At 65.7% G+C, this 24178-nt stretch carries 26 protein-coding genes; 8 read left to right on the top strand and 18 right to left on the bottom strand.

What is annotated here, in order from left to right:
- Positions 1-2: 2 nt before the first annotated feature.
- From lspA to purE, 7 genes are all read right to left on the bottom strand, one after another.
- Entirely contained in the window at positions 3-524 is a 522-nt protein-coding gene (gene lspA, locus E5675_RS19575) for a signal peptidase II (protein ID WP_136175970.1), read from the bottom strand.
- Positions 521-3589, bottom strand: coding sequence for an isoleucine--tRNA ligase (ileS, locus tag E5675_RS19580; RefSeq protein WP_136175971.1), 3069 nt, complete (start codon positions 3587-3589; stop codon positions 521-523). The genes lspA and ileS overlap by 4 nt, the downstream gene beginning before the upstream one ends.
- Positions 3590-3739: 150 nt before the next feature.
- Positions 3740-4666 carry a bifunctional riboflavin kinase/FAD synthetase gene (locus E5675_RS19585; protein ID WP_136175972.1) on the bottom strand — a complete coding sequence of 309 codons (927 nt, stop codon included), beginning with the start codon at positions 4664-4666 and terminating at the stop codon, positions 3740-3742.
- On the bottom strand, positions 4663-5907 hold the full coding sequence (locus E5675_RS19590; protein ID WP_136175973.1) for a dipeptidase: 1245 nt from the start codon (positions 5905-5907) through the stop codon (positions 4663-4665). The genes E5675_RS19585 and E5675_RS19590 overlap by 4 nt, the downstream gene beginning before the upstream one ends.
- Before the next feature lie 4 nt (positions 5908-5911).
- A complete protein-coding gene (locus tag E5675_RS19595; RefSeq protein WP_136175974.1) occupies positions 5912-6403 on the bottom strand; it encodes a dihydrofolate reductase in 492 nt (163 codons plus the stop codon).
- On the bottom strand, positions 6400-7473 hold the full coding sequence (locus E5675_RS19600) for a 5-(carboxyamino)imidazole ribonucleotide synthase (protein WP_136175975.1): 1074 nt from the start codon (positions 7471-7473) through the stop codon (positions 6400-6402). The genes E5675_RS19595 and E5675_RS19600 overlap by 4 nt, the downstream gene beginning before the upstream one ends.
- 4 nt (positions 7474-7477) lie before the next feature.
- On the bottom strand, positions 7478-7975 hold the full coding sequence (gene purE, locus E5675_RS19605; protein ID WP_136175976.1) for a 5-(carboxyamino)imidazole ribonucleotide mutase: 498 nt from the start codon (positions 7973-7975) through the stop codon (positions 7478-7480).
- Positions 7976-8184: 209 nt separating this feature from the next.
- On the opposite strand from purE, the gene E5675_RS19610 reads away from it, so the two are divergent.
- The 4 genes from E5675_RS19610 (at position 8185) to E5675_RS19625 (ending at position 10399) form a co-directional block, all read left to right on the top strand.
- A complete protein-coding gene (locus E5675_RS19610) occupies positions 8185-8829 on the top strand; it encodes a GGDEF domain-containing protein (RefSeq protein WP_136175977.1) in 645 nt (214 codons plus the stop codon).
- A 65-nt stretch (positions 8830-8894) separates the two neighbouring features.
- Entirely contained in the window at positions 8895-9224 is a 330-nt protein-coding gene (locus E5675_RS19615; protein ID WP_136175978.1) for a hypothetical protein, read from the top strand.
- A gap of 44 nt (positions 9225-9268) precedes the next feature.
- Positions 9269-9823, top strand: coding sequence for a TMEM165/GDT1 family protein (locus tag E5675_RS19620; protein ID WP_247594693.1), 555 nt, complete (start codon positions 9269-9271; stop codon positions 9821-9823).
- A 114-nt stretch (positions 9824-9937) separates the two neighbouring features.
- Positions 9938-10399: a DNA starvation/stationary phase protection protein gene (locus E5675_RS19625; RefSeq protein WP_136175980.1), complete on the top strand. Its 462-nt coding sequence runs from the start codon at positions 9938-9940 to the stop codon at positions 10397-10399.
- A gap of 283 nt (positions 10400-10682) precedes the next feature.
- Here the strand turns inward: E5675_RS19625 and E5675_RS19630 are convergent, their stop codons facing one another.
- From E5675_RS19630 to E5675_RS19645, 4 genes are all read right to left on the bottom strand, one after another.
- Positions 10683-11108: a biopolymer transporter ExbD gene (locus tag E5675_RS19630; protein ID WP_037555438.1), complete on the bottom strand. Its 426-nt coding sequence runs from the start codon at positions 11106-11108 to the stop codon at positions 10683-10685.
- A 35-nt stretch (positions 11109-11143) separates the two neighbouring features.
- Positions 11144-11665 (bottom strand): biopolymer transporter ExbD, encoded by a 522-nt coding sequence (locus tag E5675_RS19635; protein WP_136175981.1) that lies wholly within the window; start codon positions 11663-11665, stop codon positions 11144-11146.
- Positions 11666-11789: 124 nt separating this feature from the next.
- Positions 11790-12605 carry a MotA/TolQ/ExbB proton channel family protein gene (locus E5675_RS19640; protein ID WP_247594694.1) on the bottom strand — a complete coding sequence of 272 codons (816 nt, stop codon included), beginning with the start codon at positions 12603-12605 and terminating at the stop codon, positions 11790-11792.
- Positions 12606-12660: 55 nt separating this feature from the next.
- A complete protein-coding gene (locus E5675_RS19645) occupies positions 12661-13314 on the bottom strand; it encodes an energy transducer TonB (protein WP_136175982.1) in 654 nt (217 codons plus the stop codon).
- Between the two features lie 269 nt (positions 13315-13583).
- Here E5675_RS19645 and E5675_RS19650 point away from each other — a divergent pair, with 269 nt between their 5' ends.
- Together E5675_RS19650 and E5675_RS19655 are read left to right on the top strand one after the other, a co-directional pair.
- Positions 13584-14465, top strand: a complete 882-nt coding sequence (locus E5675_RS19650; RefSeq protein ID WP_136176592.1) for a hypothetical protein — start codon at positions 13584-13586, stop codon at positions 14463-14465.
- 192 nt (positions 14466-14657) lie between these two features.
- Positions 14658-15989, top strand: coding sequence for a homoserine dehydrogenase (locus E5675_RS19655; RefSeq protein WP_136175983.1), 1332 nt, complete (start codon positions 14658-14660; stop codon positions 15987-15989).
- Here E5675_RS19655 and E5675_RS19660 read toward each other — a convergent pair.
- Positions 15986-16387, bottom strand: a complete 402-nt coding sequence (locus E5675_RS19660; RefSeq protein ID WP_247594695.1) for a hypothetical protein — start codon at positions 16385-16387, stop codon at positions 15986-15988. The genes E5675_RS19655 and E5675_RS19660 overlap by 4 nt on opposite strands.
- Positions 16388-16516: 129 nt before the next feature.
- Here E5675_RS19660 and glpX point away from each other — a divergent pair, with 129 nt between their 5' ends.
- Positions 16517-17488 (top strand): class II fructose-bisphosphatase, encoded by a 972-nt coding sequence (gene glpX, locus E5675_RS19665; protein WP_136175985.1) that lies wholly within the window; start codon positions 16517-16519, stop codon positions 17486-17488.
- 219 nt (positions 17489-17707) lie between these two features.
- On the opposite strand, the gene rpmG is transcribed toward glpX, so the two are convergent.
- From rpmG to E5675_RS19690, 5 genes are all read right to left on the bottom strand, one after another.
- Entirely contained in the window at positions 17708-17875 is a 168-nt protein-coding gene (gene rpmG, locus E5675_RS19670) for a 50S ribosomal protein L33 (protein WP_003042331.1), read from the bottom strand.
- 218 nt (positions 17876-18093) lie between these two features.
- Positions 18094-18831 carry an energy transducer TonB gene (locus E5675_RS19675; RefSeq protein ID WP_136175986.1) on the bottom strand — a complete coding sequence of 246 codons (738 nt, stop codon included), beginning with the start codon at positions 18829-18831 and terminating at the stop codon, positions 18094-18096.
- A gap of 193 nt (positions 18832-19024) precedes the next feature.
- Positions 19025-20335, bottom strand: coding sequence for a glutamate--tRNA ligase (gltX, locus tag E5675_RS19680; protein ID WP_136175987.1), 1311 nt, complete (start codon positions 20333-20335; stop codon positions 19025-19027).
- A 39-nt stretch (positions 20336-20374) separates the two neighbouring features.
- Entirely contained in the window at positions 20375-20791 is a 417-nt protein-coding gene (locus E5675_RS19685; RefSeq protein WP_136175988.1) for a DoxX family protein, read from the bottom strand.
- A gap of 15 nt (positions 20792-20806) precedes the next feature.
- Positions 20807-22468 (bottom strand): NAD+ synthase, encoded by a 1662-nt coding sequence (locus tag E5675_RS19690; RefSeq protein WP_136175989.1) that lies wholly within the window; start codon positions 22466-22468, stop codon positions 20807-20809.
- A 157-nt stretch (positions 22469-22625) separates the two neighbouring features.
- Here E5675_RS19690 and E5675_RS19695 point away from each other — a divergent pair, with 157 nt between their 5' ends.
- Positions 22626-23561, top strand: coding sequence for a ribose-phosphate pyrophosphokinase (locus E5675_RS19695; protein ID WP_136175990.1), 936 nt, complete (start codon positions 22626-22628; stop codon positions 23559-23561).
- A gap of 4 nt (positions 23562-23565) precedes the next feature.
- On the opposite strand, the gene E5675_RS19700 is transcribed toward E5675_RS19695, so the two are convergent.
- On the bottom strand, positions 23566-24108 hold the full coding sequence (locus E5675_RS19700; protein WP_136175991.1) for a TetR/AcrR family transcriptional regulator: 543 nt from the start codon (positions 24106-24108) through the stop codon (positions 23566-23568).
- Positions 24109-24178 lie beyond the last annotated feature (70 nt).

Raw genomic sequence — 24178 nt, forward strand, 5'->3', positions numbered from 1 at the left:
GTTTACTCGGCGGACGGCTTGGCGTCCGCGGCTGGGGCCTTTTCGCCCAAGAGCAGCGCGCGCGCAACCAGCAAAAGCACGCCGAGCGTGATGCACGCATCGGCGACGTTGAAGATCATGAAGGGGCGGAAATCGCCGAAATGCAGGTCGGCGAAGTCGACGACATAGCCGAAGCGCACGCGGTCGACGATATTGCCGAGCGCGCCGCCGAGGATCATCGCGAGCGCGATCACATCGCCCTTCGCCTGTTCGCGCGTCATCCAGAAGGCGACCGCGGCGGCGACGATCCCGGTCACCGCGACGAGCGTCCAGCGCGTCGTGTCGGTGCAGCTCGCGAACATCGACAGCGAAATGCCGCAGTTTTCGGCCCAGGTCAGGTTGAAGAAGCTGGTGAGCTCAATCTGCCCCTTGGGTTCGAGCGACAGCGGAACCGTGATCACCCATTTGGTAATCTGGTCGAGAACGAAGGCGACCGCGGCGAAGATCAGGCCGAAGCGCAGATAGGGCGAACGTTGGCTGCTCATGCCGCGGTCAATACCGTGTCGCAGCGATTGCACAAGCTGCCGTCGGCCTCGACTTCGGGCAGGTGGCGCCAGCAGCGGCCGCATTTGTGGTTTTCGGTTTTCTCCACGCGCCATCCGGTGTCGGGTAACGCTTGGATCATATTTTCCGGCATGGGCTCAACGGTGACTTTCGAGACAATGAAAATTTCGTCGATCGGAATCGATCCAAGAATTTCCAAGTCTGATTCATGCGCCGAAGCAATAACGACTTCCGCCTCTAGGCTGGAACCCAGAATCTTAGCGCGCCGCTTCTCCTCAATGGATAGCATAGCGCGTTCACGAATCTTACGGACACGCGCCCACTTCTCCTTCAACTCGTCATTCCCGCGAAAGCGGGAACCCAGTGTGGCGTCAGCCGACGCAGACTCTGGGTCCCCGCTTTCGCGGGGATGACGAAGGGTGGAGAGGTCGGGCAGCACGGGCCACTCCAGCAAATGCACGCTGCCCGCATCGGGATAGCGCGTCCCCCACACTTCCTCACTGGTGAACACCAGCACCGGCGCCGCATAGCGCACCAGCGCGTGGAACAGCACGTCGAGCACGCTGCGGTAGGCGCGGCGCGTATCGGTGCCGAGCGGCGCGGCGGGGCCGAGGTCGCAGTAGAGGACGTCCTTGCGGATGTCGAAATAGAAGGCCGACAGATCCTCGTTGCAGAAATCGGCGAGCAAGCGCGTGTATGTGTTATAGTCGAAGTCATCGACCGCCTGCGCCATCTTCGCGTCGAGGTCGGCGAGCAGCGAGAGCATATAGCGTTCGAGCTCGGGCATCGCCGCAACGTCGGTGACGCGTTCCTCTTCGCTGAACCCGTCGAGCGCGCCGAGCAGATAGCGGAAGGTGTTGCGCAGCTTGCGATACTGGTCGGCGACCCCGGTCAGGATCTCCTTGCCGATGCGATGGTCCTCGGTGAAGTCGACCGACAGCGCCCACAGGCGGAGGATGTCGGCGCCATAGTCGCGCATCAGGTCGATCGGGCTGATCGTGTTGCCCAAGGACTTGGACATTTTGAAGCCCTTGGCGTCCATCGTGAAGCCGTGGGTCAGCACCGCCTTGTACGGCGCCTGTCCGCGCGTGCCGCAGCTTTCGAGCAGCGACGACTGGAACCAGCCGCGATGCTGGTCGCTGCCCTCGAGATAGAGGTCGGCGCTGTGGGTGCCGCCGTCGTGGCGGACGAGCGCGGGCCATTTGCCGCTTTCGAGCACGAAAGCGTGGGTGCAGCCCGAATCGAACCAGACGTCGAGAATGTCGGTGATGCGCTCGTAATCGGCGGCGTTGTACGCGTCGCCGAGATATTCCTGCGCGCGCGCGTCCGACCATGCATCGACGCCACCCTCGCGCACCGCCGCGACGATGCGGTCGTTGACGATCGGGTCGTTGAGATATTGCCCGGTCTTGCGGTCGACGAACAGCGTGATCGGTACGCCCCACGCGCGCTGGCGGCTGAGCACCCAGTCGGGGCGGTCCTTGACCATGCTGCCGATGCGGTTGCGGCCCTTTTCGGGGACGAAGCGCGTGCGCTCGATCGCGTGCATCGCGGCCTGCCGCAAGGTCGGCGCGTCGCAGAGATCCTCCTCATGCGGGTTGATCGCGCCGCCTTCGGATTCCCAGCGCTGCTCGCGCGGCGCCTTGGGCTCGATATGCGTCATCACCTTGTCCATCGGCACGAACCATTGCGGGGTGCAGCGATAGATGACCTTGGCTTTCGAGCGCCAGCTGTGCGGATAGCTGTGCTTGTAATCGGCGCTCGCGGCGAGGAGCGCGCCGGCTTCGCGGAGGTCGGTGCAGATCGGGCCGTCGGGGGCGTTGAACTTCGGGTTGATCACCGATCCCTGACCGCCGAGCCAGCCCCAGTCCGCGCGGTACTTGCCGTCGCCCTCGACCGCGAAGACGGGGTCGAGCCCGTTCGCCTTGCACAGGTCGAAGTCGTCCTCGCCGTGATCGGGCGACATATGGACGAGCCCGGTGCCGCTGTCGGTGGTGACGAAATCGCCCGCGAGGAAGGGCCGCGGGCGCGCAAAGAAGCCGCCGAGCGCGTGCATCGGGTGGCGGGCGATGGTGCCGGCGAGGTCGGCGCCTTTGATCTGTTTCTTGGTGATATCGCGCAAGTCGTCTGCGACGTCTCCGCTGCTATCGCGGGAAAGAATACGGAGATCACGGCCGGTTCGAGCGCGAAAGCTCTCAAACAAGTCAAATGCGATCAGGAATTTCGAACCATCCTCCGCATCTTCGACCAGATGATAATAAACGTCCGGCCCATAGGCCAAGGCCTGGTTGACCGGGATCGTCCACGGCGTGGTCGTCCAGATCACCGCATGCGCGCCGACCAACTCGGCGATCGGGCTTTCGACGATCTCGAACGCCACATCGATCTGCGTCGAGACGATATCCTCATATTCGATCTCGGCCTCGGCGAGCGCGGTCTTTTCGACCGGCGACCACATCACCGGCTTGGCGCCGCGATAGAGCATGTCGTTCGCGGCGAATTTGAGCAGTTCGCGCACGATGGTGGCCTCGGCCGCATAATCCATCGTGAGATAGGGATGGTCCCAGTCGCCGCCGATGCCGAGGCGCTTCAGTTGTTCCCTTTGGGTGTCGACCCAATGCTGCGCATAGGCGCGGCATTCGGCGCGGAATTCCTCGACCGGAACCTCGTCCTTGTTGAGCTTTTTCTTGCGATATTGCTCCTCGACCTTCCACTCGATCGGCAGGCCGTGGCAATCCCAGCCGGGCACATAAGGAGCATCCTTGCCCTTCAGCGTCTGGGTGCGGACGACCATGTCCTTGAGGATATGGTTGAGCGCATGGCCGATGTGCATGTCGCCATTGGCATAGGGCGGGCCGTCGTGGAGGATGAACTGGTCGCGGCCCCTACGGGCTTTGCGAATCTGGCCCTCGAGATTGGCTTCGAGCCATTTCGCCAGAATCAGCGGTTCCTTCTGCGGCAGGCCGGCCTTCATCGGAAAGTCGGTCTTGGGCAGGAATACGGTGTCGCGGTAGTCGCGCTGCTCGGTTGCGGGCGTATCGGTCATGGTGCGCGGCGCTTAGCGCAGATTCGGGCGGGAGCAAAGCTTATGGGCGCCGAAGGCGACTCCCGCCCCATTCGTCATTCCGGACTTGATCCGGAAGCCATTCCGGCCTCGCTGCATGGACCCCGGATCAGGTCCGGGGTGACGATGATGTTATAAGTCGGCGAGAAACATTTTCGCCGCGTCGCAATCCGCCGCGATCTGCCCCATCAGCGCATCCATGCTGTCATACTTCGCTTCCGGCCGGATAAAGGCGTGGAAGGCGACGTCGATTTCCTGCCCGTAGAGGTCTTCGGCGAAATCAAAGAAATGCGGTTCGAGCAATTCCTTCGGCGGATCGAAGCTGGGACGGATGCCAAGGTTGGCGGCGCCCTTCAGCATGCGCCCGTCGGAGAGTTTTCCGGTGACGGCGTAAATGCCGTAGCGCGGGCGCAGATATTGCCCCATTTCGATATTCGCGGTCGGGAAACCGAGCAGGCGGCCATTCTTGTCGCCGTGCTGGACGATGCCGCGCACCGTGAAGGGACGCGTGAGCAGACGCGTCGCGGTTGCGCAGTCGCCCGCTTGCAGCGCCTCGCGGATGCGGCTCGACGAGATCACCGCCTCGTCTTCGACCGGCGCGACCATTTCGGTGAAGAAACCGAGGCGGCGCGCATGGTCGGCGAGCGTGACGACATTGCCGCCGCGCCCCTTGCCGAAGACGAAGTCGGCGCCGGTGACGACCCCCGCGGCGCCATAGCGATCGAGCAGCAGCCCCGTGATGAAATCCTCGGCGCTCGTGCCCGCGAGCGCGGCGTCGAACGGAAGCACGAGCATCGCATCGGCGCCCGCGGCGGCGAACAACTCCTGCCGCTGGTCGAGCGTGGTGAGGCGGAAGGGCGGCACGTCGGGCTTGAAGAAGCGCACCGGATGCGGGTCGAAGGTCGCGACGATCGCCGGGCGCCCCTCATCCTTCGCATGGCGCACCGCGCGGCCGACGACCGCCTGATGCCCGGCATGGAAGCCGTCGAAATTGCCAAGCGCGATCACCCCGCCGCGCAAATCGCCTTCGATGCGCTGGTGGCCGTCGAGGCGGATCATGGGGCGGGCGGGGTGAGCGGCACGAGCCCCGCTTTCAGCACGCGGACCGCGTTGCCGCCCATGACGGCCCGAATCTCGTCGTCGGAAAAACCCGCGTCGATCAGCGCCTGCGTCACCTGCACAAGCTTCGACGTATCGAAGCGCACCGTGGTGGCGCCGTCATAATCGCTGCCGAGCGCGACATGCTCGATGCCGACGAGGTCGCGGACATGCTTCATCGCCTTGGCGATGCTCGCGGGCGCGGTGTCGCAGACCGCGGCGTCCCAGTATCCGATGCCGATCAGCCCGCCGGTCGCGGCCAGCCCGCGGATCTGCTCATCGCTGAGGTTGCGGTTGACCTTGCACGTCGCCTGCACGCCGCCGTGGCTGGAGACGACCGGGCGGCGCGCCATTTTCAGAATGTCGGCGACGCAGGCGGCCGAACAATGCGCGATATCGACGATCATCCCCTTCGCTTCCATCGTTTCGACTACCTGCCGTCCGAGCGGCGTCAGCCCGCCTTTCTTGAGGCCGTGCATCGAGCCCGCCAGATCATTGTCGAAAAAATGGGTGAGCCCCGCCATGCGGAAGCCCGCGGCGTAGAGCTTGTCGAGGTTGGCGAGCTTGCCTTCGAGGACGTGCAGCCCCTCGATGCTGAGCATCGCGCCGACTGGTCGCGACGAGGTTGCACGATATTCTGCAATTCGTTCCTCCGTCGTCGTCGCGGTGCCGTTCGGCGCCGCCTTGCCGCGGCGCGCGGCAAGCAGCGCATCGACATCGGCGGGCGCGGCGACGGCGCGAAGTTGGCCTTCCGACGCGGCAACGGCGCGATGGAGCTTCTCGGCGTGCCAGAGCGAGCGTTCGAGCAGCGAATTCCACGTCCGCACCGGCTGGAGCTGCGCGATCACGAGGCTGGTGATATTGTCGGTGTCGCCGCTATTGGCGTCGTAATTCTGTCCCTTGGGCGACTTGGTCGTGCTGGCGAGTACCTGCAGCGCGACGTTGCCGTCTTCGAGCCGCGGCAGGTCCATATGGCCGCGCTCGGCGCGGTCGAGGATGCTGCGTTTCCACAGCAACGTATCGCTGTGCAGGTCGACGATCGTCAGCGTCTTGTGCAGCGCTTGTGCGCGTGCGCTGACCTGCGGCAGCGGCTTGCCGTCGATCTGATTCGTTCCGCGTTCGATCATGCCCGGAGCGAGCGCAAAAAAGGCGAGCGCGGCGAGAGCGACGATGAGCAGGATGGCGATGATCCAGCGGCGCATCGGCCTATTTCCTCGCCAGTGTGACGAAGCTGTACGCCGGGCGGCCGGCCTCGTCGGCGGGATGGTCCTCGCGCGCCGTCTCGCGCCATTCGGTGGCGGGGGGATAATCGATGCTCGCGTCGCCTTTCGGTTCCAGCGCGACTTCGGTCAGCTCGATGCGATCGGCGAGGGGGAGGAAAAGGCGGTAGATTTCGGCCCCGCCGATCACCATCACATGCGGCGCGTTGGCGAGCTTCAGCGCTTCCTCGATCGTGCCGACCGGCTCGGCGCCTTCGTCCTGCCATTCGGGATCGCGCGTGATGACGATGTGGCGGCGGCCTTCGAGGATCGCGGGCAGGCTATCGAAGGTCTTGCGCCCCATGATCATCGGGCGGCCCATCGTGAGCTGCTTGAAGCGGCGAAGGTCGGCGGGCAGGTGCCACGCCATCTTGCCGCCGGCGCCGATCACGCCATTGGCCGCGCGGGCGAGGATCAGCGTAATCTCCGGTCGGTTCATGCGGGAGAGGCTCCAACCCATGTGGCGTGACCCAGTTTGCGCCCGTCGCGCACCTCGGTCTTGCTGTAATGATGGACGTGGCAATTTTCGTCCGCGAGCAGCGCGGGGATGTCCGCGATATCGGCGCCGATCAAATTGCGCATCGTGACGGGCAGCGCCCGCGTCGCGGTGCCGCCGAGCGGCAGGCCCGCGACGGCGCGGATGTGATTTTCGAACTGGCTCGCGACCGCGCCCTCGATCGTCCAATGGCCGCTGTTGTGGACGCGCGGCGCCATCTCGTTGAACACGGGACCGCCGTCGGTGGCAAAAAATTCGCCGGTGAGGACGCCGACATAGTCGAGCTCTTCGGCGATCTGCGCCATCAGCGCGCGCGCCTCGTCCTGCTGACCCATGACTATTTGCGGCGGCGGCAGGCTAGAGGTGGCGAGGATGCCGCCCTCGTGAACGTTGACCGGCGAGTCCCAGAATCGGACCTCGCCGTCGATGCCGCGCACGAGCAGCACCGAAAATTCATGGTCGAACGATACAAAGCCTTCGAGCACCGCCGCGTGGCGGCCGATCGCCTCCCATGCCGCATCGGCATCGGCTGGCGTCCCGAGCCGCGCCTGTCCCTTGCCGTCGTATCCCATGCGCACCGTCTTGAGGATCGCGGGCGCGCCGACCTGTTCGAGCGCCGCATCGAGCGCGGCGCGGTCGGGCACCGCGGCGAAGGGCGCGGGACGACCGCCGAGCCCGGCGACGAAAGTCTTTTCGGCCAGCCGGTCCTGCGCGATTTCGAGCCCCGCCGCGCCGGGGCGCACCGCGACATGCCCCGACAGGAAACGGACCGCATCGACCGGCACATTTTCGAATTCATAAGTCACCGCGTCGCACGCGGCGGCAAAGGCCGCGAGGCGCGGTTCGTCATCCCACGCCGCCTGGCTGTGATGCGCGGTCACTTCGGCCGCGACGCTTTCGGCGTCGGGGGCATAGATATGGATCTTGTAGCCGAGCTGCGCCGCCGCGAGGCCCAGCATGCGACCGAGCTGGCCGCCGCCGAGGATGCCGATCGTCGAACCGGGAGGCAGCAAGCGTTCAGCCCTCGCGCACGGGAACGGGCGCGACGCTGTTCGTCTGCGCCTCGCGCCAGCCGTTCAGCCTGTCGGCGAGGCCGGCATCCTCGTTCGCAAGCAACGCCGCGGCGAAGAGGCCGGCGTTGGTCGCGCCCGCCTTGCCGATCGCGAAGGTCGCAACGGGGATGCCGCCGGGCATCTGGACGATCGAATAGAGGCTGTCGACGCCGGAGAGGGCCGCCGACTGGACCGGGACGCCGAGCACCGGCACGCGGGTCATCGACGCCACCATGCCGGGCAGGTGCGCGGCGCCGCCCGCGCCCGCGATGATCGTCTTCAAACCGCGCTCGGCCGCGCTCTTGGCATAGGCGACGAGGCGATCGGGGGTGCGGTGCGCCGAGACGATCTGCACCTCGTGCGCGATGCCCAATTCTTCGAGGATCTGGACCGCGTGCGCCATCGTCGGCCAGTCAGACTGGCTGCCCATGATAACGCCGACTTGCGGGGCCGGTTCGCCCATTGCTGTCCCTCCTGTTTCGGCCCCCATCGCGCGCCTTGTCGCGCGATGAATCGCCGCCGCATTCCCCTAGCGGCTGAGTCCCGCGCGAGCAACGCCGTGCGATTGATGTCGGCGCGTTTACCGATTGGTATCAAGTCGTGGCTAGGGTTGCCGCATCATATCTGTCGGCATCCCGCCGGCGGTTGGGTAGGGCACGCCGGGGACAAGGCATGGATAGCATAGGGGGGGCACGGATCGCGGTCGACCAGTTCGCCGCTGTACCCGTTGACTCCATCGAGGACCAGCTGCGTGAAATACGCCGGGAACGCGACGCGCTGCGCCGCGAAAACCGCGTATTGAAAATCGCCGTCGCCGAACTGGAGCGCGTGTCCGAGCGCGACACGCTGACCCCGCTGTTCAACCGCCGCTATTTCCTCACCGCGATCCACCATCGCATGGCGCGATTCGAACGCCACGCCGAGCGCGCCGCGGTCGTCTTCATCGACGTCAACCAGCTCAAATATATCAACGACAATTTCGGCCACGCCGCGGGCGACTTCGCGCTGATGGAAATCGCCAAGCGGCTCGCGGGATCGATCCGCGCGACCGACGTCGCGGCGCGCATCGGCGGTGACGAATTCGGACTGATCCTCGACCAGTCGAGCGAGGACGGCGCGCGCGCGCAGGTGACGCGGCTGTGCGACGTGCTGACCGCGGCGCCCGCGCATTATGACGGGCACGAGATCGCCCTGTCGGCCTGTTTCGGGGTCGCGATGCTCCAGACGGGAATGAACGAATCGGATATATTGGCGGCCGCCGATCGCGACATGTACCGCTGCAAGCAGGAACAGGGTGGGCCCTTGGGTCATCGCTAATGCGCCACCGCTAACCGCGCATTAACCAAATAAGCGCATCGTTCCCCGACGACAGGGGGTGGACGATGCGAAACCAGACCGACCCATATCTCGACATGCAGGACCGGATCACCGGCCAGATCGGCGCACTCGCCGAAGCCTTGCCGCATTGCGCGCTGGCGCAGATCGTGCAGGGGATCGACGATATTCGCTGCCTCGCGCGCGATAACGGCTTCGCCGCGGTCGAAACGCTGGCGAGCCGGCTCGAATCGGCTGTGGCGGGCGGCGGCTATCGCGCTGCGATCCTGACCTATCTCGACGCGATGAGCGACGCCGCGCAGGCGCCGCGCGGGCCGATGCCGGCGGCCGCGCACGAGGCGTGGCTGGCGTCGGTGGCGAGCCGGCTCGGGCATTGACCCCGAACGCCTGACGATCCAGATCCGACGTCATGGACGCAATCATGCTTGCGCTGGTGGCGGTGCTGCTCGCCAATGCCGACGGGCGCAGCGGAATCGCGCTGTCGCGGCTCGTCAGCGCGCGCAGCGACCGGCGCGTCACCGTCGGCATCGCTTTCGGTGCCTTTATCGTCAATGCGGTCGTCGCCGCGATCGCCGGGGCGATCGCGAACCGGATGATCGGTCAGGGCGTCGCCGCCCTGCTCGTCACGCTCGCGATGCTGTCGGCCGCGGTGGCGCTATTGTGGCCGATGAAGCCCGCTCGGGAGGAAGGAGACGGCGACGCGCCGGCGACGCTATTCGCGGGACGGATGCTCGCGAACCAGTTCGGCGACCGCAGCCATTTCCTGATCGCCGCACTCGCCGCGACCAGCGGTGCGGGGCAATGGGCGGCGGCGGGCGGGCTCGTCGGCTGGACGCTGTCGATGCTCCCTTTCCTTGCCTTCGGGCCGGCGCTCGCCGAGCGGCGCGCGGCGCGAAACCTGCGCTGGGCGGCCGCCGCGATCCTGATGATCTGGGGCCTGCGCACCGCACTCGGCGCCTTCGGACTGATCGGATGATCGATCGATAGGAATACGTTTCATCGTTTTTGTCGATAATGCTCATCCGAAGCTTCAATGGGAAAATGTCATCCCGCTTCGCTATATCGGCGGGGTAACAGAAAGGATGCTCCCATGTCCGAGAAGAAGAACAATGCTCCCGCCGTCGCCGACGCACTCAACGCGCTGCTCGCCGACAGCTTCGCGCTTTATCTCAAGACCAAAAATTATCACTGGCACGTCCAGGGCCCGCGCTTTCGCGAACTGCACCTGCTGTTCGACGAACAGGCGGCGCAAATCTTCGCGACGACCGACCTGATCGCCGAGCGCGTGCGCAAGAATGGCGCGCCGACGCTGCGCTCGATCGGCGACGTCGGCCGCCGGGCGTCGATCCGCGACGACGACAGCGCTGGCGCCGATGCAGAGACGATGATCCGAAGACTGGCCGACGACAACAAGCTGCTGCTCGGCCAGCTCAAGGAAGTGAAGTCCGCCGCCGAAGCCGATGGCGACATCGCGACCAGCGGGTTGGTCGACGGCTGGGCCGACGAAACGCAGCAGCGCATCTGGTTCCTCGAGGCAACGCTCGGCTATTGAGCCCACGCCCCTCCCGATGCGGACAGATTTCGTCCGCTTCGGGGTGGTGAGCTGTAGTTGCTCTCCTCCACTTCCGTCATCCCGGGCTTGACCCGGGATCCCGCTTTTTTGGGGCGTCGACCGGTCTTCGGCATCAAGCGGGACCCCGGATCAAGTCCGGGGTGACGAATAATGAGACGGCAGCAAACGGTCGAAAGCAGTCACTCCGCGCCGACAAAGGAAAAGGGCCGCGAATTGCTTCGCGGCCCCCATCCATTTTCGCCTGACGGCTTCCGATCAGAAATCAGAAGACGCGGGCATATTGTTCGTTGCCGACAAAGCCGAGCTTGCCGACGCCGCTGCGCTTGATCACCGCCATAACATTGTCGACGACGATATAGCGCGCATAGGGGTCGGGCTGGACCTGCAGTTCGGGCTCGACCGGCAGTGCCTTGGTCTGTTCCAGATATTGCGCCAGCTGCGCAAGGTCGACCGGCGTTCCGTTCCAGGTGATCGTCCCCGCGGGGTCGATCATCACCTTGTTCTTCTCGGGGTCGACATTGCTCTGGCTGTCGGTCGGGACCGGCAGGTCGATCTTCACCGCGTGGGTCTGGACCGGGATGGTGATGATGAACATGATGAGGAGCACGAGCATGACGTCGATAAGCGGCGTCGTGTTCATGTCCATCATCGGTTCGTTTTCGTCCCGATCTCCAACTGCCATGGACATGCGATTATTCCTTCATTCCTAAACGGAAGGCCGCCTTAGAGGCGACCCACCGTGCCCGAGCCAGGAGCCGGTTCGGAAATGAACCCGATCTTCTGGAAGCCGGCATATTGCATCGTATAGATCACGCCGCCGATGCACTGGTACGGCGTGTTCACGTCGCCGCGGATATGCACTTCGGGGAAGTTCTCTTCGGTGATGTTCTGCGGCCCGCCGATATCTTCGAGCAGCTTTTCGAGCTTTTGCTGCCCGCGCTCGAGCAACTGCCGCGAATCGACCGGGGTCTGGCCCCAATAGACTTCGCACGAGCTGCTGTCGGAATTGGGCTCACCGTCACCGTCGGTGTCGGCCGAACGGATCGACAGCAGCACATTTTCGGGCTTCGTCGTCGTCGGCTCGAAGACCACGTCGGGCAGCTTGAGGTTCACCGTCTCCAGCACCACGGGAACCGTGATGAGGAAGATGATGAGCAACACAAGCATGATGTCCACGAGCGGGGTCGTGTTGATTTCGGACATCGGGGCGTCTTCACCGCCACTGTCGCCTACACTCATCGCCATAGGATTAGCATCCTGTCACAAAATTACTGTCACGGACTTGGGTCGTCGCGCCACCGGCGCCGCGCCCTCGTCCAGCGGACCCCGCCCTTCGCCGAGCGGCGAAGAGCGGAGATCCAGGAACCAATCAGGCCTTCTTCGGCGCCGCGGCCGGAGCAGCGGCCTTCGCCGGAGCGAGCGTCGCCGGCTTCACCTGGCCGTTCGACATGATCGAGCCGAGCACGTCGTTCGAGAAGGTCGACAGACGACGGGCGATCGACTTGTTGCGGCTCTGCAGCCAGTTGAACGCGAGCACCGCGGGAACCGCGACGATCAGACCGATGGCGGTCATGATGAGCGCTTCACCGACCGGACCGGCGACGGTGTCGATCGAAGCCTGACCCGACGCACCGATCTTCACGAGCGCGCGAAGAATACCGATAACGGTACCGAACAGACCGACGAACGGCGCGGTCGAACCCACGGTCGCGAGGAAGGCGAGGCCCGAGTTCAGCTTCGAGTTGATGTGGTTCTGCGAACGCTCGAGCGTGCCGTGCATCCAGTCGTGGGCTTCGACGGGGTCAGTCAGCTTGTTATGCTCTTCGTTGGCGCGCAGACCGTCTTCGACGACCTGACGATAGGCGCTGTTCTTTTCGAGCTTCGACGCGCCGTCGGCGAGCGTCGGCGCGCGCCAGAAATTGGCGTCGACAGCCTTGCCCTGGTTGATCACCTTGTTCTGTTCGAACAGCTTGGTGAACAGGATGTAGAGCGTGCCGATGAACATGATCAGCAGGACGAGGAAGGTCACCTGCGACACGATGCCGCCTTCGCAGAGCGCGGGGACGAGGCCGTAGGGGTTCTGGCCTTCTTCCTTCACGCACATCGAGGCGGGCATCAGGCTCATGCCTGCGTCGTGAGCGGCAGCCGGCGCCGCAGCGGCGGCATTTGCGATCAGATTAAACATATAGGAAATTCCCTCTCAAAATATTCAAAATCGAAAACAGGTGGTCCGGCGCCGATCAGCGCGGAATCTGCCAACGGATACGGTTGCTGTAAGTGCCGCCCGTCGGATTGCCCGCGCGATCCTTGCCCGGATTGAACCGGCCACGGCGCTGGATAAGCTTGCAGGTTTCGGCATCGAGATCGGCGTGCCCGCTCGACGACGTGACGTCGCACGAGGTCACGCGGCCCTCGACATTATAGGTCACGCGGAAACCCGTCGTGCCTTCGCGTTCTTCACGCATGGCGCGTGCCGGATAGTCGTCGTTCGTCGCCCAGCGGCCCGGGTTGCCTCGCGGCGTACCGGCCTGGCTGAGGTCCGGCGCCGGCGGAGCCGGTGGAGCCGGGGGCGTGAAGACGGGCGGCGGCGGCGTCGGCGGCGCCTTCGGCACCGACTGGACCGTATTGGTCGTCACCGGCGGCGGAATCGGCGACGGCGGCGTCACGACCGGCGGCGGCGGCGGCAGCTTGTTGTCCGGCGGCGGCGGCGGCGGCGGCTCCTCCGGCGGCGGCGGCTCTTCGACGTCCACCACATCCAATTTTTCGGCGATCTTCTTGACGATGCTGATATTCAAGCCGTTGACCAGGCCATAGCCCAGAACTGCCGTAAACAGACCAACCAAGACAATCGCCACTACCCTGTTTTTAGGGTCGACATTATCACCATAAGCCATTCAGGGACGACGCTCCTTGCTAGATCATCCTGACACCAATTCCCAACCCTCGGGACGGTTGCCAAATGCCCGGATGATTTCCGATGCGTTTCCACAGACCCGACGGCGCTACATCCGGCTTATTATGTTTTCGCCGGACGCTTCGCGGCCCGTCCTATCGCGGTGGCGGCACATTCGCAAACCCTTTATCAGCGGTTAATGTGCCATGCCCCATGATGGGGATTCAGGCGCCGATACCGGTGTCACAGATGATGGAAAGTAGATCGATCATGCGCCTCCCTCACCCGGCCGCTATCGCCGGCATATTGACCTTGAGCTTTGGAATCCCAAGCGTTTCCGCAATGCAGGCGCCAGCGGGCGCCGCGGCGGCGAGTCCCTACACCTATGCCGACATCGCCGATCTGGCGACCACGGCGCCGATCGTTCTGCACGCGCGCATCCGCGAAGCGACCGATCTGAAACCCGAGCGCGCGCCCGGAGTCGCGGCAGGTCATGTCCGATTCTACGTCGAAGCCGACGTCGTCAGCCTGATTCGCGGCAGCGGGCCGCTCGCGTCGCGAATCTCCTATCTCGTCGACCTTCCGGTCGATGCGCGCGGCAAGGCGCCGAAGCTCAAGCGGAAACAGCCGGTCCTGCTCTTCGCCGGACCCGTTGCCGGTTCGGCGGCGGGCACGAACAGCACCGGCAGCGTCCGCCTGGTCGCCCCCGACGCCCAGCTCCCGTGGGATCCAGCGACCGAAGCGCAATTGCGCGCGATCCTGACCGAACTCGTCAAACCCGGAGCTCCGCCCGCGATCACCGGCATCGCCAACGGCTTCCACGTCCCGGGCACGCTTCCCGGCGAGGGCGAGACGCAATTGTTCCTGAACACCGAAACCGGCGACCCCGTATCGCTCACCGTGCTGACCGCCGCCAACGGGTCGCGGCGCTGGGCGGCAGCGTTCGGCGAAATCGTCGATGGGTCCGCGGCGGTGCCCGCGCGCGACACGCTCGCCTGGTACCGCCTCGCCTGCGGCCTGCCGCGCCAGCTGCCGCTCAACAAGCTCGCGGGAACGCCGCCCGAGGACCGGCGCAAGGCGGCGGCGGACTATGGCGTCATCCTCGGCGCGCTCGGCGACTGCACGCGGACGCGCAAGCCGCCGGCCGATTGATTTTCATTCTCCGGCTGCCTTCCGGGGCGGCGCCGGCCCTCGCCGCCCGAATACGACGCGCGGCGGGGGAGCGGGCCGGTGCCGCACGTTTTCGCGCAGCAGCAACAGAAAAGCTTCCTTGTTTCGCCCGGAAAAGCCGATAGGGCGCTCGCGATGACGGGGCGCAGCTCCGTAGCTTTATGGAGTCTTCGCATGTCCCCCTATTCCGCCCCGACCGCCCCCCGCCCGCCGCTTCGCGTCGCGCTCGCGGGGATTGGCGTCGTCGGCGGCGGCGTCGTCCGGCTGCTCGAGGCGAACCGCGAGCTGATCGCGCGCCGCGCCGGCCGCCCGATCGAAATCGTCGCGGTATCGGCCCGCGACCGGCACAAGGACCGCGGCGTCGATCTTTCCCGCTATCGCTGGGAAGACGATATGGATGCGATCGTCGCGGCGGACGACGTCGATGTCGTCGTCGAGATGATCGGCGGCGCCGACGGATCGGCGCTGACGCTCGCGCGCCACGCGCTCGGCGCGGGCAAGGCGCTCGTCACCGCAAACAAGGCGATGATCGCGCATCACGGGCTCGACCTCGCCCGGCTGGCCGAGCAAAAGGACACGCCGCTGAAATATGAGGCCGCGGTCGCGGGCGGCATTCCCGTCATCAAGGCGATCCGCGAGGGCGCGTCGGCGAACGAGATCGCGCGCGTCTATGGCATCCTCAACGGCACCTGCAATTATATCCTGACACAAATGGAACGGAACGGCGCAAGCTTTGCCGACGCGCTCGTCGCCGCACAGGCCGAGGGTTATGCCGAAGCCGATCCCACCTTCGACGTCGACGGGATCGACGCCGCGCACAAATTGTCGATCCTCGCCGCGCTCTGTTTCGGGACGCAGCTCGACATCGGCGCGGTGACGGCGAACGGCATTCGCGGCCTGATCGCCGCCGACATTCGCGAAGCCGAAGCGCTCGGCCACCGGGTACGCCTGATCGGCATGGCCGAACGCGGCGGCGCCAGCGAAGGCGGCGGCCTCTACCAGCATGTCCAGCCGTGCCTCGTCCCCGCCGACCACCCGCTCGCTTATGTCCCCGGCGCGCTCAACGCCGTGGTTGCCGAGGGCAATTTCGTCGGCCGCCTCTTCTTCGAAGGCGCGGGCGCTGGCGCGGGGCCGACCGCGTCCGCCATCGTCGCCGACATCATCGATATCGCGCGCGACGAATATGGCCCCGCTTTCGCGATGCCCGTCGACGCGCTCGACGCGGCCCCCCCGGCGGATGCCGGCGCGCGCGTCGGCAAACATTATGTCCGCCTGATCGTCGAGGACCGCATCGGCGTGCTCGCCGAAATCGCGACGGCGATGCGCGACGCCGGCGTCTCGATCGAAAGCCTGATCCAGCGCGGCAGCGAGGACGGCGACGGCGTCGTGATCGTGCTTGTAACGCACGAAAGCCCGGCAAGCGCGATCCATGCCGCGCTCGATATCCTGGGCGCGTCGGACCATGTCGTCGGCGCGCCGATGCACATGCCGATCTTGGCGCTTTAAGGCTCCTCTTCCGCGGGCGGCGGATCGCCCGTCTCGGGATCGGTGCGCTCCTTCGCCATTTCATAGAGCGCATTATATTCGGGGCCCGGCTTCATCCGGCCGCCGATCGAGATCCAGTTATAGGGCAGCTTGTCGAGCGTCATCGCCCGTGCCTCGGCGCGCGGCAGCTTCGGCGGCGCCTCGCGCCCCTCGTTCGCGATCGCGCGCAATTCGGGGGTCAGGCGGTGGCGTTCGGTGTCGGTGCCGCAGACGTTGATCGAACCGTCTTCGGCGGGTTTGCAGCGCCGGATCGGATCGACCAGCTCCTTCGCGTTGGCCGCGGCACTTTCGGCGTCGCGCGGCGGCGGCGGGGCGGGCGGGCCCTGCACCTGTGCGGCGGCGGGCGCCGCCAACGTCATCGTGACGACACAGCTCAGGGCGAAAGCGGCACCGAATCGGGCGAAGCGTTCTCGACAAGTGGCGCGGGCGACCATATGGCGCCCACCATGCCGACGCGGCGCAGCAAGTAAAGACGGAGAGTGCGAAAGATGACGGATAGCGGCAGCAACCTCGACCGGGTGCTCGTGCTCGAAATGGTGCGCGTCACCGAAGCCGCGGCGATCGCCGCCGCGAAGCTGATCGGGCGCGGCGACGAAAAGGCGGCCGATGCTGCTGCGGTCGAAGCGATGCGCACCGCGTTCAACACGCTTTATATGGACGGCACGATCGTCATCGGCGAGGGCGAGCGCGACGAGGCGCCGATGCTCTATATCGGCGAGAAGGTCGGCAACGCGCCGGGAAAGGGGCCGAAAATCGACATCGCGGTCGACCCATTGGAAGGCACGACGATCACCGCCAAGGCAGGCCCGAACGCGCTCGCGGTGCTCGCGATCGCCGAGGAAGGCTGCCTGCTCAATGCCCCTGACGTCTATATGGACAAGCTCGCGGTCGGCGCCGGCTATTCGCCCGATGTCGTCAATTTCGACAAGAGCGTGCGCGAGAATGTCGAGGCCGTCGCGCGCGAAAAGGGCTGCAAGCCCGAACAGATCATCGTCTGCGTACTCGACCGTCCCCGCCACGAGGCGATCATCGCCGAACTGCGCGCGATCGGCTGCGGCGTCGCGCTGATCCCCGACGGCGACGTCGCGGGGGTGATCGCGACGACCAACCCCGAAACCAATATCGACATCTATATGGGGTCGGGCGGCGCGCCCGAGGGCGTGCTCGCCGCGGCGGCGCTGCGCTGCGTCGGCGGCCAGTTCAAGGGCCGCCTCCTCTTCCGCAACGACGACGAGCGCAAGCGCGCGAAGAAATGGGGCATCGAGGATCTCGAGCGCGTCTATGACCTCGAGGATCTTGCCAAGGGCGACGTGATCTTCGCCGCGACGGGGGTCACCGACGGGTCGCTGCTGCGCGGAGTCAAGCGCCGCCGCGACGGGGTGATGACCACCGAGACCGTCGTGATGCGCGCTTCGTCGGGCACGGTGCGCTGGGTAAAGGGCGAGCATCGCGCGCACTGAGAATTGAGAGGGGCGGCCGGCGGCCGCCTTTCGACATCGCGCCCCTCCCCCGGATCATATCCGGGATGACGATAGACGGGTGCGGCAGCTTGTCGGCCCGAAACCGCCGTCCATTCCGCCACGCAAAAAAGGGCGGCACGCGGCCGCCCTTCTGGATCCCGGCACTGGCCGGAATAGCGCATTTTCCTACCGTGCGCCTTCAGCGCGCGGGAAAATGGATCACTTGATCTTGGCTTCCTTGAACTCGACATGCTTGCGCGCACGCGGGTCGTACTTCCGCACCGACATTTTTTCGGTCATCGTGCGCGGGTTCTTTTTCGTGACATAGAAAAAGCCCGTGTCGGCGGTGCTCACCAGCTTGATCTTGACGGTCGTCGGCTTGGCCATGGCCCTGTTCCTCGAAATAACTGCACATCCGCCGGAGCTCCGATGGATGCCGCGGGACTAGGGGCCCCGACGTTGGTGTGAAAAACATAGAGGGCCGCGCACGAGGCGCCGCCCCCAATATCCGGGCGCCTTTGGCGGGATTCGGCTTTTCTGTCAAGCGAAAGCGAAGGGCGGGCGGCAATATCGGCCGCCCGCCCGGGAGGGGTCGGTAGTAGCTTTCAAGCGTTCTTGATCTCGAAGCGGACGGTCATCACCTTCCAGCTTTCCTCGGGCACCCCGCCGCGCGTCGCGGGCTTGAAGCGCCATTTGGCGAGCGCGCGGCGCTTCGTCGCCTCGAAAAAGGCCGGACTGTCGGCGCTGATCAGTTCGACCGCCTTGACGCGCCCGTCGGTGCCGATCAGCACGCGGACCTTCGCCATGCCCTCGATCCCGCCGCGCTGCTCGCGCGCCGGATATTCGGGCTGGAAGGCGTCGGCAAAGCGCGGATCGATGTCGGCAAGCACGAGCTTCGGCTTGGTCGGCGCGACGGGCGGATCAAGCGGAACCGATGGCCCGGTACCTGTCCCTGCCGGCGGGACATAGGGCGGAAGCGGCGGCACCTCGGGCGGATCCTGCGCTATTGGGGGAATCGGGCTCGGCGGCGCGGTAAATTGCGTTTGAGGCGGCTGTGTTTGGGGTTTGGGATCGGGCTGTGTCTCGGGCGGCTTGGGCTTCGGCAGCGTGATTGATGTCCACGGCGGCGTGACGGTCGTCGGCTTGTCCTCCACGATCATCGGCGACAGCGCCACTGCGGCGACCAGCGCCGCGGGCAGCCCCACTGCGAACAGCGCCGCGAACGGATGATGGGTTCTGTCGGCGCCATAGCTGCCGCGCGGCTGCATCGCCGGGGCGGGGGCCGGAGCCGTCATCGCCTCGGGCGCGGTCACAATCGCCGAAATCAAGGGTATCAAGGTCATGGCATCTCTCCTTGCCTGTCGACCCGGCCCCGCGGCATTCTGACCGTCATCTCCGGCCAGGTCAGAATGAAGTGATATTATAACATCACTAGATTTGTCAAGCGGATCGGTCGGCAAGAATGGGAAGGGCTGATAAGCGAGAGCGCCGAGCGTTCAATATGAACCGTTTGATGCTGATTTAACGCTCGCTGCTCTATCCCGCGGAAAGCCGCGCGGTCGCCTCGCTCTTGTCGATCAGCGGCAGCAGCTCGGCCATGTCGGGACCGTGGTCGCGCCCCGTCAGCGCACGGCGCAGCGGCAGGAACAGCGCGCGGCCTTTCGCCCCCGTCGCTTCCTTCGCTGCGCCGGTCAGCGCATGCCAGGGGTCGTTCGCCCAATCGATGCCCGATACGGCACCGGCGGCGGCGGCGAGCACCGCGCGGTCTGCCTCTTCGGCAAGCGGCGGCGTAAAGGGGCCGTCGAACACCGCGACCCAGTCGGCCGCCTCGGCCACCGTCATCAGATTGGGGCGAATCGCGTTCCAGCGCGCTTCGGTGATCGCGGCGGGCAGGCGATCAACGACCGCGGCATGGTCCGTGTGATGCAAAATCTTCTGGTTGAGCAGCGCCAGCTCGCCCTCGTCGAAACGCGCGGGCGCACGGCCGAAGCGCGCGAAGTCGATGCTCTCGATCAACGGCGCGGGCGACGTCACCGGCTCGACCGGGTCGCTGGTGCCGAGCCGCGCGAGCAGCGCGACGAGCGCGACCGGTTCGATTCCCTCCGCGCGCAGGCTCGCCATACCAAGCGAGCCGAGCCGCTTCGACAATTTGCCCTCGGTCCCGACGAGCAGCGCTTCGTGCGCGAATGCGGGCGGCTTCGCCCCCAGTGCTTCGAACATCTGGATCTGCGCGGCGGTGTTCGACACATGATCCTCGCCGCGCACGACATGCGTGATATCCATCGCGATGTCGTCGATCACGCTCGGCAGCAGATAGAGCCAGCTTCCGTCAGCGCGGCGCACGACCGGATCGGACATATTCTTCGGCTCGAAATGCTGCGGTCCGCGGACCATGTCGGTCCACTCGATCGGCGCGTCATGGTCGAGCCGGAAGCGCCAGTGCGGCGCCACGCCTTCGGGCACCGGCGCGCCTTCTGGCTTGCGCTCGTAAACCGGGGGCAACCCGCGCGACAGCAGCACCTTGCGGCGGATATCGAGCTCCTCGGGCGTCTCGTAACAGGCGTAGACGCGCCCGGCCGCCTTCAGTTTCTCGAACTCACCCTCGTAAAGCGCGAAGCGCGCCGACTGCCGTTCCTCGCCGTCGATGTCGAGCCCGAGCCACGCAAGGTCGGCACGGATGCCCTCCACATATTCCTCCTTCGAGCGTTCGAGGTCGGTATCGTCGATGCGCAGCAGGAAACGCCCGCCGTGCCTCCGCGCCCACAGCCAGTTGTGGAGCGCGGTGCGGACATTGCCGACATGCAGGCTGCCGGTGGGCGAGGGGGCGAAGCGCGTGGTGACGGTCATGGGCGGCGCCTATAGCCGCATTTGCCCGCGAGGCGATAGCTATGCGCTATGCCGCGCGGGCCAGTACGCCCAGGCGATGCCGAGCAGCGCGACGATCAGCAAGACGCTATATTCCATCCCGTTGCGCCCGCCGCCGACGACAAACCAGCCCGCGGGAAGGTGGACGAGGATCATGCCGAGCGTCAGGATCGCGGCGTGGCCGAGCGCGGCGAGGCTGGTCCAGCGGCGCGTCAGCATCAGCGCGGGGCCGACAAGCTCATACAACGTCACCGCCATCGCCCAGCCATAGCCATAAGGAAAGCCGAGGCTGTCGAGCCAGATGCCGAAGGGGACGACAAGCCCCGCCGCGAGACGATAGACGCCGTGGATCAGGATCAGGATCGCGACGGTGATCCGCAGCAGCTCGATAAATTGCCCCGCGCGTTCGAGCGGCGCCTTCGGTCCCAGCAATCCCATTCGACGCCCCCCTGATTATCCCGTGCGGAACCCGTGCGTGATCGGATAGCGCCGGTCGCGCCCGAAGTTGCGCGTCGACAGCTTCACCCCCGGCGGCGCCTGCCGGCGCTTATATTCGGCAAGCATCAACAGGCGCTCGATCCGCGCCACCGCGTCGCGATCGAAACCATATCGCGCGACGACGTCGTCGACGCTCGCTTCCTCCTCGACGAGCATGTGGAGCATGCGGTCGAGGTCCACATAAGGCGGCAGGCTGTCCTCGTCCTTCTGGTCGGGGCGCAGCTCGGCGCTCGGCGGCTTGGTGACGATATTGTCGGGCATCACCGGCGTGACGCGGTTGCGCGACAGGCGCGGGACATTTTCGTTGCGCCATTTGGCGATCGCAAACACCGTCATTTTATACGCGTCCTTCAACGGATTATAGCCGCCCGCCATGTCGCCATAGATGGTCGCATAGCCGACGCTCATCTCGCTCTTGTTGCCCGTCGTCAGCAGCATCGGGCCGAATTTGTTGCTGAGCGCCATCAAGGTCACGCCGCGGATGCGCGACTGGACATTCTCCTCGGTGATGTCGACGTCCTTGTCGGCGAAGCTCCCCGCGAGCATCTGATCGAAGGCTTCGACGGCGGGCACGATCGGGATCGTGTCGAGCTGGCACCCGATCATCTTCGCACAGCCCGCGGCGTCGTCGAGGCTCTCGTCGCTGGTGAAGCGGCTTGGCAACATCACGCACCAGACCTTGTCGGGGCCGAGTGCGTCGGCGGCGATCGCGGCGCAGATCGCCGAATCGATCCCGCCCGACAGGCCGAGCACGACGCCGGGGAAACGGTTGCGTTCGACATAGTCGCGCAAGCTGACGATCATCGCGCTATAAATGTCGGCGGGATGCGCTTCCCATTCGGCGATCGCGCCGGGCTCGCACACCCAACGCCCGTCGCCCGCGTTGGTCCAGCGCGTGACGCGCTCCTCGGCCTCCCAGTCGGTCAGCCGGTGCGCGGTCGTCCCGTCGTCGTTCAGCACGAAGGAGCAGCCGTCGAACACCAGCTCGTCCTGCCCGCCGATGCGGTTGAGGAAGATCAGCGGCAGCTTGGTTTCGGCGACGCGGCTCGCAAAGACCTGCGATAAACGCCGATCGTCCTTGTCGATCTCATAGGGGCTACCGTTGACTGAAATCAGCAGCTCGGCGCCCTGCGCCGCGAGATGCCGGCAGACCTTGGGCAGCCAGCCATCCTCGCAGATCGGCAGCCCGAGCTTCACCCCGCGCCATTCGACGACATCGGGCAGCGGGCCGGGCGCGAAGATGCGCTTTTCGTCGAAGGTGCCGTAATTGGGCAGTTCGTGCTTGCGCCGCGTCGCGACGATTTCGCCGCCGTCGAGCAGCGCGACGATATTGTAGAGATGGTCCCCCTCGCGCTCGACCGATCCGACGAGCATCGCGGGACCGCCGTCGGCGGTCTCGGCGGCGAGTTCGGCGAGCAGCTTCGCGGCACGCTCGGCAAGCGCGGGCTTCAGCACCAGATCCTCGGGCGGATAGCCGATCAACTGGAACTCGGGATAGAGGATCAGGCCGGCGTCCCGATGCCGCGCGCGAACGCTACGCATCGCATCGGCGTTGGCGGCAAGGTCGCCGACCGCCTGGGTCATCTGGGAAAGGACGATCGAGAGCTCTTGGATCATGCGGTTCGTTTAGCCACGGTTGCCGCCCGACTGAAACAATATTCCGCGACGCTTCATTCCTTTGGTCGCGCAATGGCAAGATGACCCTTTCCCTTCGCGCCCGCGCTGGCTAAGGGGGCGCGCAATCCCACCCCGCGCGAAAGGGCTTTGCACCTTTATGAAACTCATCTCCGGCAACAGCAACCTGCCGCTGGCCCGCGCGATCGCGGACTATCTCGAACTGCCGCTCACCGATACCAGCGTGCGCCGCTTCGCCGACGAGGAAGTCTTCGTCGAAATCCACGAGAATGTCCGCGGGCAGGACGTGTTCGTCGTCCAGCCGACGAATTTCCCCGCGAACGACAATCTGATGGAACTGCTCATCATCAACGACGCGCTGCGCCGCGCGTCGGCGAAGCGCATCACCGCGGTCGTCCCCTATTTCGGCTATGCCCGCCAGGACCGCAAACCCGGCCCGCGCACGCCGATCTCGGCAAAGCTCGTCGCCAACCTGATCACCACCTCGGGCGCCGACCGTGTGCTCGCGATCGACCTCCACGCGGGGCAGATCCAGGGCTTCTTCGACATCCCGACCGATAACCTCTACGCCGCGCCGGTGATGAGCGCCGACATCCAGGCGCGCTTCGGCGGCAAGAATCTGATGGTCGTCTCGCCCGACGTCGGCGGCGTGGTGCGCGCCCGCGCGCTGGCGAAGCGCCTCGACAACGCCCCGCTCGCGATCGTCGACAAGCGCCGCGAGCGCGCCGGCGAATCCGAAGTAATGAACATCATCGGCGATGTTTCGGGCCGCTTCTGCATCCTGATCGACGATATCGTCGATTCGGCGGGTACGCTCTGCAACGCCGCCGCGGCGCTCAAGGCCGCGGGCGCCGAGGGCGTCGTTGCCTATTGCACCCACGGCGTGCTTTCGGGCGGCGCGGTTGCGCGCGTCGATGCGAGCGAGCTCACCGAACTCGTCATCACCGATTCGATCATGCCGACCGACGCGGTGAACGACAGCGGCAAGGTCCGCGCGCTCACCGTCGCGCCGCTGCTCGGCGAAGCGATCAAGCGCATCGCCGACGAAACGAGCGTCTCCTCGCTCTTCGACTGATGCGTCAGCGCGCGACGAGCGCGCCGACGATATGCTCCATCTGCCTCCGGAAACTCGCATGGTCGGGCACGGCGTGGACGAGCCCGCGCGAGGTCCAGCACAGCGCCTGCGCCATGCTGCCCGCGCGCGCGACCGCCGATCCCGGGCCGCTGAGGCGGATCGCCTCGGCCATCGCGGCGACCAGCCGGCGTTCGGCGGTGCGCACCGCATCGGATGGATCACGCTGGAGCATGGCGACGATCTCGACGCCATGCGGCGAGGCATGGAGTGCCGCCATATGCCGCCCCACCCACGCGTCGAGCGCATCGACCAGTCGGTCAGCGAGCGTCTTCGCCGGCTGTTCGATGCTCGCGAGCGCAGCGGCGAGCGACGCGTCGATCAGCGCCTTCGTCGCCCAGCCGATCAGCGCACCCTTCGATCCATGGCGGAGATAAAGCGCCTGCCGCGACACGCCGAGCGCGGCGGCGACATCCTCCATCGATGCCTTGCGCAGCCCATAGCGCGCGAAGGTCGCGACGATCGGATCGAGAGGAAAATCGCCCGGCATCGGCGTGATTTTACAGTTTATATGAATATTGTAAAATTAATAAAATGAGATTCCGAAGGGCCCGATATGT

The sequence above is a fragment of the Sphingopyxis sp. PAMC25046 genome (genome assembly GCF_004795895.1).
Taxonomy (GTDB): domain Bacteria; phylum Pseudomonadota; class Alphaproteobacteria; order Sphingomonadales; family Sphingomonadaceae; genus Sphingopyxis.

Coding starts and splice junctions, on each gene's coding strand:
- E5675_RS19685 (WP_136175988.1), bottom strand. CDS start 20,791: ATGGGATTGCTGGGACCGAAGGCGCCGCTCGAACGCGCGGGGCAATTT.
- E5675_RS19660 (WP_247594695.1), bottom strand. CDS start 16,387: ATGACGTTGGCGGCGCCCGCCGCCGCACAGGTGCAGGGCCCGCCCGCC.
- gltX (WP_136175987.1), bottom strand. CDS start 20,335: ATGACCGTCACCACGCGCTTCGCCCCCTCGCCCACCGGCAGCCTGCAT.
- E5675_RS19610 (WP_136175977.1), top strand. CDS start 8,185: ATGGATAGCATAGGGGGGGCACGGATCGCGGTCGACCAGTTCGCCGCT.
- E5675_RS19625 (WP_136175980.1), top strand. CDS start 9,938: ATGTCCGAGAAGAAGAACAATGCTCCCGCCGTCGCCGACGCACTCAAC.
- E5675_RS19675 (WP_136175986.1), bottom strand. CDS start 18,831: ATGACCTTGATACCCTTGATTTCGGCGATTGTGACCGCGCCCGAGGCG.
- E5675_RS19690 (WP_136175989.1), bottom strand. CDS start 22,468: ATGATCCAAGAGCTCTCGATCGTCCTTTCCCAGATGACCCAGGCGGTC.
- E5675_RS19620 (WP_247594693.1), top strand. CDS start 9,269: ATGCTTGCGCTGGTGGCGGTGCTGCTCGCCAATGCCGACGGGCGCAGC.
- E5675_RS19595 (WP_136175974.1), bottom strand. CDS start 6,403: ATGAACCGACCGGAGATTACGCTGATCCTCGCCCGCGCGGCCAATGGC.
- E5675_RS19640 (WP_247594694.1), bottom strand. CDS start 12,605: ATGTTTAATCTGATCGCAAATGCCGCCGCTGCGGCGCCGGCTGCCGCT.
- glpX (WP_136175985.1), top strand. CDS start 16,517: ATGACGGATAGCGGCAGCAACCTCGACCGGGTGCTCGTGCTCGAAATG.
- ileS (WP_136175971.1), bottom strand. CDS start 3,589: ATGACCGATACGCCCGCAACCGAGCAGCGCGACTACCGCGACACCGTA.
- E5675_RS19700 (WP_136175991.1), bottom strand. CDS start 24,108: ATGCCGGGCGATTTTCCTCTCGATCCGATCGTCGCGACCTTCGCGCGC.
- E5675_RS19695 (WP_136175990.1), top strand. CDS start 22,626: ATGAAACTCATCTCCGGCAACAGCAACCTGCCGCTGGCCCGCGCGATC.
- E5675_RS19655 (WP_136175983.1), top strand. CDS start 14,658: ATGTCCCCCTATTCCGCCCCGACCGCCCCCCGCCCGCCGCTTCGCGTC.
- E5675_RS19650 (WP_136176592.1), top strand. CDS start 13,584: ATGCGCCTCCCTCACCCGGCCGCTATCGCCGGCATATTGACCTTGAGC.
- E5675_RS19630 (WP_037555438.1), bottom strand. CDS start 11,108: ATGTCCATGGCAGTTGGAGATCGGGACGAAAACGAACCGATGATGGAC.
- lspA (WP_136175970.1), bottom strand. CDS start 524: ATGAGCAGCCAACGTTCGCCCTATCTGCGCTTCGGCCTGATCTTCGCC.
- E5675_RS19615 (WP_136175978.1), top strand. CDS start 8,895: ATGCGAAACCAGACCGACCCATATCTCGACATGCAGGACCGGATCACC.
- E5675_RS19590 (WP_136175973.1), bottom strand. CDS start 5,907: ATGCGCCGCTGGATCATCGCCATCCTGCTCATCGTCGCTCTCGCCGCG.
- purE (WP_136175976.1), bottom strand. CDS start 7,975: ATGGGCGAACCGGCCCCGCAAGTCGGCGTTATCATGGGCAGCCAGTCT.
- rpmG (WP_003042331.1), bottom strand. CDS start 17,875: ATGGCCAAGCCGACGACCGTCAAGATCAAGCTGGTGAGCACCGCCGAC.
- E5675_RS19645 (WP_136175982.1), bottom strand. CDS start 13,314: ATGGCTTATGGTGATAATGTCGACCCTAAAAACAGGGTAGTGGCGATT.
- E5675_RS19585 (WP_136175972.1), bottom strand. CDS start 4,666: ATGATCCGCCTCGACGGCCACCAGCGCATCGAAGGCGATTTGCGCGGC.
- E5675_RS19635 (WP_136175981.1), bottom strand. CDS start 11,665: ATGGCGATGAGTGTAGGCGACAGTGGCGGTGAAGACGCCCCGATGTCC.